At 69.2% G+C, this 7,654-nt stretch carries 9 protein-coding genes; 4 read left to right on the forward strand and 5 right to left on the reverse strand.

Annotated features, from left to right (window positions below):
* Window positions 1-1,046: redox-regulated ATPase YchF (gene ychF / locus ACFDS6_RS14880; RefSeq protein WP_375272888.1), on the reverse strand; the 1,046-nt coding region annotated here is incomplete at its 3' end.
* A gap of 135 nt (window positions 1,047-1,181) precedes the next feature.
* On the reverse strand, window positions 1,182-1,766 hold the full coding sequence (locus ACFDS6_RS14885; RefSeq protein WP_375272889.1) for a TIGR02466 family protein: 585 nt from the start codon (window positions 1,764-1,766) through the stop codon (window positions 1,182-1,184).
* A gap of 119 nt (window positions 1,767-1,885) precedes the next feature.
* On the opposite strand from ACFDS6_RS14885, the gene ACFDS6_RS14890 reads away from it, so the two are divergent.
* Genes ACFDS6_RS14890 through ACFDS6_RS14900 form a run of 3 tightly spaced genes read left to right on the forward strand, consistent with a single transcriptional unit; the run spans window position 1,886 to window position 3,858 of the window.
* Entirely contained in the window at window positions 1,886-2,881 is a 996-nt protein-coding gene (locus ACFDS6_RS14890) for a class I SAM-dependent methyltransferase (RefSeq protein WP_375272890.1), read from the forward strand.
* A 54-nt stretch (window positions 2,882-2,935) separates the two neighbouring features.
* Complete coding sequence (locus tag ACFDS6_RS14895; RefSeq protein ID WP_375272891.1) at window positions 2,936-3,373, forward strand: globin domain-containing protein; 438 nt, start codon at window positions 2,936-2,938, stop codon at window positions 3,371-3,373.
* Complete coding sequence (locus tag ACFDS6_RS14900; protein ID WP_375272892.1) at window positions 3,370-3,858, forward strand: hypothetical protein; 489 nt, start codon at window positions 3,370-3,372, stop codon at window positions 3,856-3,858. Before ACFDS6_RS14895 ends, ACFDS6_RS14900 begins: the two co-directional genes overlap by 4 nt.
* On the opposite strand, the gene glsA is transcribed toward ACFDS6_RS14900, so the two are convergent.
* Window positions 3,855-4,781, reverse strand: coding sequence for a glutaminase A (gene glsA, locus ACFDS6_RS14905; RefSeq protein ID WP_375272893.1), 927 nt, complete (start codon window positions 4,779-4,781; stop codon window positions 3,855-3,857). The two genes, ACFDS6_RS14900 and glsA, sit on opposite strands and share 4 nt — an antisense overlap.
* A gap of 119 nt (window positions 4,782-4,900) precedes the next feature.
* Between glsA and ACFDS6_RS14910 the strand changes: the two genes are divergently transcribed.
* Window positions 4,901-6,109 carry a diguanylate cyclase domain-containing protein gene (locus tag ACFDS6_RS14910; protein ID WP_375272894.1) on the forward strand — a complete coding sequence of 403 codons (1,209 nt, stop codon included), beginning with the start codon at window positions 4,901-4,903 and terminating at the stop codon, window positions 6,107-6,109.
* Window positions 6,110-6,183: 74 nt separating this feature from the next.
* Here the strand turns inward: ACFDS6_RS14910 and pth are convergent, their stop codons facing one another.
* Together pth and ACFDS6_RS14920 are read right to left on the reverse strand one after the other, a co-directional pair.
* A complete protein-coding gene (pth, locus tag ACFDS6_RS14915; RefSeq protein ID WP_375272896.1) occupies window positions 6,184-6,753 on the reverse strand; it encodes an aminoacyl-tRNA hydrolase in 570 nt (189 codons plus the stop codon).
* A gap of 94 nt (window positions 6,754-6,847) precedes the next feature.
* On the reverse strand, window positions 6,848-7,549 hold the full coding sequence (locus tag ACFDS6_RS14920; RefSeq protein ID WP_375272898.1) for a 50S ribosomal protein L25/general stress protein Ctc: 702 nt from the start codon (window positions 7,547-7,549) through the stop codon (window positions 6,848-6,850).
* Between the last annotated feature and the right edge of the window lie 105 nt (window positions 7,550-7,654).

Below are 7,654 nucleotides of genomic sequence, written 5' to 3' on the forward strand. Positions count from 1 at the left end.
CCCTCCTGGCGCAGCTTGCCCGCGTCGCGCGCGCCCGCCTCGCCGCCGAGCGACACGTAATCGTCGAACGCGGTCGTCTCGGCGCGAATGAAGCCGCGCTCGAAGTCGGAGTGGATCGCGCCCGCCGCCTGCGGTGCCTTGGCGCCCGCCTCGACCGTCCAGGCGCGTGCTTCCTTCGGCCCCACCGTGAAGAAGGTCAGCAGATTGAGCAGCTTGTACCCCGCACGGATCACGCGCGCGAGCCCGCTTTCCTCCAGCCCCAGCTCGCTCAGGAACTCCGCGCGGTCCTCGGTCGGCATCGTCGCGATCTCCGCCTCGATCGCTGCGGAGACGACCACCGCCTGCGCGCCCTCCGCCGCCGCCTTGTCGAACACGCGCGCCGAGTAGGCGTTGCCCTCCGCCGCATCCTCCTCATTGACGTTGCACACGTACAGCACCGGCTTGGCGGTCAGCAGCTGCGCCTGCTCCAGCACGCGCGCTTCCTCCGCGTCGTTGACCTGCGTCAACCGCGCCGGCTTGCCCTCGCGCAGCAGGTCGAGCGCGCGGCCGAGCACGACTGCGGCGAGCTTCGCCTCCTTGTCGCCCTGCGTCCCCTTCTTCGCGAGGTTGGGCACGCGCTTCTCCAGGCTGTCGAGGTCGGACAGCATCAGCTCGGTCTCGACCGTCTCCGCGTCGGCGATCGGGTCGACGCGGTTGTCGACGTGCTGGATGTCGTCGTTCTCGAAACAGCGCAGTACGTGAACGATCGCGTCCACCTCGCGGATGTTGCCCAGGAACTGGTTGCCCAACCCCTCGCCCTTGGACGCGCCGCGCACCAGCCCCGCGATGTCGACGAAGCCGAGCTGCGTCTCGATGATCTTGGCCGACTTCGCGATCTCGGCCAGCTTGTTCAGCCGCGGGTCGGGCACGCCGACGTTCCCGACATTGGGCTCGATCGTGCAGAACGGATAATTGGCGGCCTGCGCCGCGGCCGTCTCGGTCAGCGCGTTGAAGAGGGTGGACTTGCCGACGTTGGGCAGGCCCACGATGCCGCAGCGGAAACCCATGCGTTGTTCCTAGTTCGTGGAAGAGGGAATTGTGGGCGCACCTAGTCGCTCGCGCGCGTTTTCACCAGTGGCCGCCTCATCGTCATCCCGGGCTCGACCCGGGATCCCGCTTACGCTTCTTCGGTGCGCTCGGGATCACCAGCGATAGTTGAAGCTGACGCTGATCCGCTCCGCCTTGGCCGCGCTCGGCATCACCTCGTGGCGCAGCCAGCTTTCCCACAGGAACAGGCTGCCCGGCGCCGGCTCGGCGTAGACGAACGTGTCGGGCCGGGTCGGCGCCGCCATCATCATCGCGAGCCGCGGGTCCTCCAGCTTGAGCGCCCCCGACCCGTCCGGCACCGAAACGTAGAAGGTGCCCGACACCACGCTGTGCGGGTGAAGATGCCCCGAGTGCGTGCCCCCCGGCTTCATCACATTGACCCACAAGCTGTCGAGCTTGAGCCTGCGCCCCGCGAGATCGAGCCGCAGGTCGCGCGCGAACGCCGCCACGTGCCGGTCGAGCACGCGCTTCAGGTCGGCGAACACCGGATCGCGCTGCGGCAGGTCGGCGAGCGAGGCGTAGCTGGTGTAGCCGCGATAGCCGTGTTCCTTCGACCACGCGCGCCCGGCACGATCCTCCTGCGCCAGCGCGCGGCACGAGGCGTCGATTTCTTCCAACAGATCGGCGTCGTCGACCGAAGCCTCGTAGAACAGGGTGGGAAACAGCGCGCGACTGGTCATCTCCGCCGCCCTAGCAACCAAGTGCGACCGGCGGAACAGTCGACAGCGCGCGCGTAACCGCTTAGGCGCGGCGGATTGCCCGCGGCGAGGCTCGCCGCGTGTCCGGGGGGACGTGAACCATGCTGATCGAAGACGCCGCCACGATCGCCGATCTGCTCGCTTGTCCGGCGTGCAACAGCGCGGTGCGCACCGGTCCCGCCGCCGCCGACGGCCGCCCGACGCTCGCCTGCACCAATCCCGATTGCGCGCACCACGCCGGGTTCGAGCGCGTCGGCGGGCAGGCGCTCTTGGTCGACTTCCCCTCCAGCGTGCTCGACCGCGAGGCGACGCTCGCCTCGGGCGGGGCGAGCGTGGTGGAGCGGGCCGACTGGCGCGAGACGATCGGCCGCGTCGTCAACGGCCGCAACCATTATGCCGCGCATTACGCACGCGACGTGGTGAAGCAGCTCGAAGCGTCGGGCATCGAGCGCCCCGTGATCCTGGTAGTCGGCGGCGGCATCGTCGGCAGCGGCGCGAACGACCTCTACGCGTCGAAGACGGTCGGCGTCGCCTCGTTCGACATCTATTCCTCGCCGCAGGTGACCTTCATCGGCGACGCGCTGTCGATCCCCTTCGCCGACAACAGCGTCGACGCGGTGTGGGTGCAGGGCGTGCTGGAGGTGACGATCGACGCGCCGCGCGTGGCGCGCGAGATGCAGCGCGTGCTCAAACCCGGCGGGCTTCTGTTCGCCAACGTGTCGTTCATGTGGCCGGTGTGCGAGGGCGCGTACGATTTCAGCCGCTACACCGCGTCCGGGCTGCGCTGGCTGTTCCGCGGCTGCGCGCCCTTGTCGCTCGGCTTCTCCAACGGTCCGGGCACGATGGCCGCGCTCGCGATCCGCTACCTGTTCCAGTCGCTGCTGCGCTCGACCAAGGCCGGGCAGATCGCGGCCTTCCCGTTCGTCTGGCTGCGCAAGCTCGACCGCTTCTGCGACGTGCGCCGCGGGCTCGACGCCGCGCCCGCGATCTTCTTCTACGGGCGGAAGTCGGACACGCCGGCCGAGTTCGCCGACGCGATCCAATTCTACCAGGACCGCGTGCCCCTGGCGCGCGCGGCGCAGAAACTGCGCGATTGAGCGGCTGTGCGGCGTTAATCTTACCGTCGTAACTCACTGATAAGCGGTGATCCCATGATTACCGCCCGTCAGATCGCGCTTGTCCAGGACAGCTTCGCGTGCGTGCTGCCGTTCACCGATGCGGTCGCGACCGCTTTCTACGCGCGCCTGTTCGCGCTCGCGCCTGACACGCGCCCGCTGTTCCGCGGCGACATGGCCGAACAGGGCCGCAAATTGTTCCTGACGCTCGCCACCGTGGTCGACGCGCTCGACGCGTTGCACACCGTGCTGCCGGTCGCCGAGGCACTGGCGGTGCGCCACATCGGCTACGGCGCGCAGGACCGGCATTACGCCGCCGTCGGGCAGGCGCTGGTCGACGCGCTCGGCGAAACGCTCGGCGATCGCGTCGACGGTGCGACGCGCGCCGCCTGGCTCTCCGCCTACGCCATATTGTCGGACCACATGCGCGCCGCCGCGGCGCGTGCGACCGCCGATCGCGCGGCGGCGGCATGAGCGAGTTGCTCGATCGATCGGCGGACGCGCCGGTGTCGCTGTTCGGACCGGCCGCCGCGCGCGACGCGCTGCGCGGCGAGAGCCGGTTCTACGTCGCGCGCGCCCTCTGCATGCTGCGACGCGCGCATGCGCTGGTCGCGGCCGATCGCGTCGACACCATCGCGCTGCTCGGCCAGCAGAGCGATCGGCTCGCCGTCCATCTCGGGCGATATCAGCGCTTCAAGCACGGCCGCATCTTCGATCCCGTCGTCGAACACGGCCCCGCGTCTAGCAGAATCGTCGCCCGCACGATGAAGTTCGACTGTTTCCAGCTCGGGGAGACGTTCACCGCCTATCACGCGCGCTGGCGTCACCTGCGTGCGCCCGAATGGTCGAGCTACCGCGCCGACATGATCGCCACCACCGACCTGCTGCGCACCAGCTTGGAGGCCGAATTGCGCGCGATCCACCAGCTGCTGCTGATCTCCACGCTGTACGCGCGTTAGGCCGCGCGCGCCGGCCCGAACACCGACCAGCCGGTGCGCGCGGCCAGCATTTCCAGCGCGTGGACGCCCAGGATCGAATTGCCGTTCTGGTCGAGGTTCGGGGACCAGACCGCGATCGCCGCGCGCTCGGGCGCGATCGCCAGGATGCCGCCGCCGACGCCGCTCTTCGCCGGCAGCCCGACGCGCAGCGCGAAGTCGCCCGACGCGTCATACTGGCCGCACGTCATCATCATCGCCAGCAGGTGCCGCATCCGCGTCGCGCGCGCCTCGTCCGGCTCCAGCCGCGTGCGCGCCATGAAGCATCCGGCGCGCGCCAGCTCGGCACAATTGAGCGACACCGCGCACTGCTCGACGTAGCGGCGCAGCACCACGTCGGGGTCACTGCGCAGGTTGCCGTGGTGCTTCATGAAACTCAGCATCGCGCGATTGAGGTCGCCGCCGGTGATCTCGCTTTCCAGCACCTCCTCGTCGAACGGCACCGTGTCGCACCCCAGCTGGCGCGCGATCAGGTCGACTACCGCGCCGCGTTTTCGCGCCTCCTTGACGTGCTCGGCGACCATGTCGACCGTCAACAGCGCGCCCGCGTTGACGAACGGATTGCGCGGCACGCCGTTCTTGCGCTCCAGCTCGATGATCGAGTTGAACGGGTCGCCCGACGGCTCGCGCCCGACCCGCTCGAACACGCGGTCGCCGATCGCGCAGAGCGCGACCTCCAGCGCGAAGACCTTGGAGATGCTCTGGATCGGGAAGCGCGTGGCGGTGTCGCCCGCGGCGGTCACACTGCCGTCCAGCGCGACCACCGCGATCCCGAACGGACCGGGTGCGGCGTCGGGGTCCTTGGCGTCCGCTTCGCGCTCCAGCCGTGCGGCGTCTCGCGTGATTTCGTCGGCGATATCGCTCAGCAGCGTCGATATGTCGGTCATGATCATCCCCACCCAAGCTGCGACAGCGAACGTGTCCGATGCGCGATCGCTCCTGTAAGAAAGTGTGAGCGGGCGTTAACGGCTTTTTCGCCCCCGGCGGCCTAGGTTGCGGCCACACGATGATCGACCTCGCCACCCTCTATACGCTGATTATCGGCACCTTGCTCGTCAGCGCGGGGCTGACCTTGTGGGAGGGGTTCGGACGCTTCCGGCGCGCATCGCTGCGCATCTGGGCGGCAGGATGGACCGTGCTGGCGCTCGGGTGCACGGTCGCGGTCGTGCGCGCGCTGCTGCCGGGGACCAGCGGGTGGGCGATCAGCAACCTCGTCATCGTCACCGGTTACCTGCTGGTGCTGAACGGCGTCGCCGCGCTCGATCGTCGCCACTATGTCGGCACCTCGCTGCTGCTCGTCGCCGCGCTGGCGCTCGGCTGGCTGCTGGAGGATGCCGGCTGGCGCGTCGCCTTCTGGCATTATGCCGCGGGCGTCCCGATCGCGGTGGCGAGCGCGCTGACCGCGTTCGAGCTGCGCCGCAACCACGTGCTGCTCGGGCTTCGCTCGCGCCCGGTCGCGATCGGATTGTCCGCGATGCACGCCGCGCTCTACGCCGCGCGCGTCGTGCTGCTGCCGCTGCTCGTCGCGCGGCTCGGCGGCGACACGCTCGCGCTCGCGTCGAAGATCACGATGTACGAAGGCGTGCTCTACTCGGTCGCGATGCCGATGACGCTGGTCGCGCTGGTGCGCGAGGAAGCGCAGCGCGACCTGCTCGCCGCGTCGCGTACCGACTTCCTCACCGGTCTCTGCAACCGGCAGGGTTTCTTCGAGGATGGCGCGCGGCTGCTTCGCCGCGCCGGTACCGAGCACAGCGTCGCGCTGCTCGCCTTCGACCTCGACCATTTCAAGGCGATCAACGACCAGCACGGCCACGCCGCGGGCGACACCGTGCTGCGCTCGTTCGCGCGCGTGGTCCGCGACCTGGCGGGACAGGGCGCGCTGCTCGCGCGTCCGGGCGGCGAGGAGTTCGCCGCGCTGCTACCCGCCACCGACCGTGCCGCGGCAAAGGCGCTGGGGGAGGCGATCATCGCGCGGCTCGCAGGCATGAGAGACCACGGCGAGGGCGTGCGGGTCCGCGCCACCGTCAGCATCGGGCTGGCGCAGCACGGCACCGACGGCGACGATCTCGACGCGCTGCTGTCCGCCGCCGACCGCGCGCTCTACGTCGCGAAGGCGCTCGGCCGCAATCGCCTGATCACCGCCTCGCCGCTGTTCGACGGCGCTGGGGTCGAGGCACCCGCGCGTGCCCGCGCCAACACTCGGCTCGTCGCCTAGCGCGATCCGTAACCCTTACTTACCGTCATCCCAAGGTGACGAGCGAAGGCGGGTCAAGCCGGTCGCAGCACGCTCTACCCAGCCATCCTCATCGCCACATCGTTCATGAACCGCACGTCGTCGCCCTTCGCCAGCCACTCCGCCTCACCCGCGACCGCGCCCAGCATATCGGACAAGGCGTCGATCTCCGCCTTGGCGTAATTGCCGAGCACGTAGCCGCTGACCCGGTCCTTGTGCCCCGGATGCCCGATCCCCAATCGTACGCGGCGGAACTCAGGCCCCAGATGCTGGTCGATCGAGCGCAGCCCGTTGTGCCCCGCCAGCCCGCCGCCGGTGCGCACCTTGACCTTCATCGGCGCCAGATCGAGCTCGTCGTGGAACACGGTCAGTGCATCGACGCCCAGCTTGTAGAAACGCATTGCCTCGCCGACGCTGCGCCCGCTGTCGTTCATGAACGTCGCGGGCTTGAGCAGCAGCACCTTTTCGCCGCCGACGCGGCCTTCCTGCAACCAGCCCTGAAACTTCTTCGCCGGCGCGGCGAAGCCGTGGACCTCCGCGATCGCGTCGACGGCCATGAACCCGACATTGTGGCGATGCATCGCATATTGCGCGCCCGGATTGCCGAGCCCCACCCACAATTGCACGTCCGTCCCTCCACAACAGAACGGGGCAGGGGAGCGTCGCCGCTCGCCTGCCCCACCCGGTTCATGCACCCGCCGTGGCGGGCGGCGTCGGGGCTCAGCCCTCCGCCTTGTCCTCGCCGGCGGCGTCGGTGTCGCCCTCGGCCTGCGCGTCGTCGTCGGTCTGCGGCGCCATGACACCGGCGGCCTCGGCCACCTCGGCCTCGATCGCCTCGTCGGTCGTGTCCGAACCTTCCGAACGCAGCGCCGACGGTGCGACGATCGTGGCAACCGTGAAGTCGCGGTCGTCGATCGCGCTGGTCGCGCCGTTCGGCAGCTTCACGTCGCTGATGTGGATCGTGTCACCCACGTCCTTGCCCGCGACCGAGACGGTGATCTCGCTCGGGATCTCGGCGGCGTCGACCACCAGCTCCAGCTCGTGGCGCACGATGTTGAGCACGGCGCCCTTCTTCATGCCGGGCGACTTGTCCTCGTCGGTGAACACGACCGGCACCGCGACGGTGACGCTGGTGTGCTCGCCCACGCGCAGAAAGTCGACGTGCACCGGACGGTCGGTGACCGGGTGGAATGCGACGTCCTTGGCCAGCGTGCGCTGCCCGTCGACCATGATCACCGAGTTCATGAAGTGACCCGTCATCAATGCCTTGACGAGCGCCTTCTCCTCCAGGTGGATGGAGGTCGGTTCGCGATTCTGGCCGTAGATCACGGCGGGGACGCGGCCTTCGCGACGCAGCGAACGGGAGGCTCCCTTGCCAACCCGGTCACGCGTCTCGGCTGCGAGCGTAATGGTGTCGCTCATATATGTGCTCCGAAATTCGTGTGTGTTTCCCGCCACGCCTCCAGGGATGACCATGGCCGGAAGCTGGCGCGCTTAGCGGGGCAGGGGGCAAAAGGCAAGGTGGGG

Source organism: Sphingomonas sp. (assembly GCF_042095875.1).
Classification (GTDB): domain Bacteria; phylum Pseudomonadota; class Alphaproteobacteria; order Sphingomonadales; family Sphingomonadaceae; genus Sphingomonas.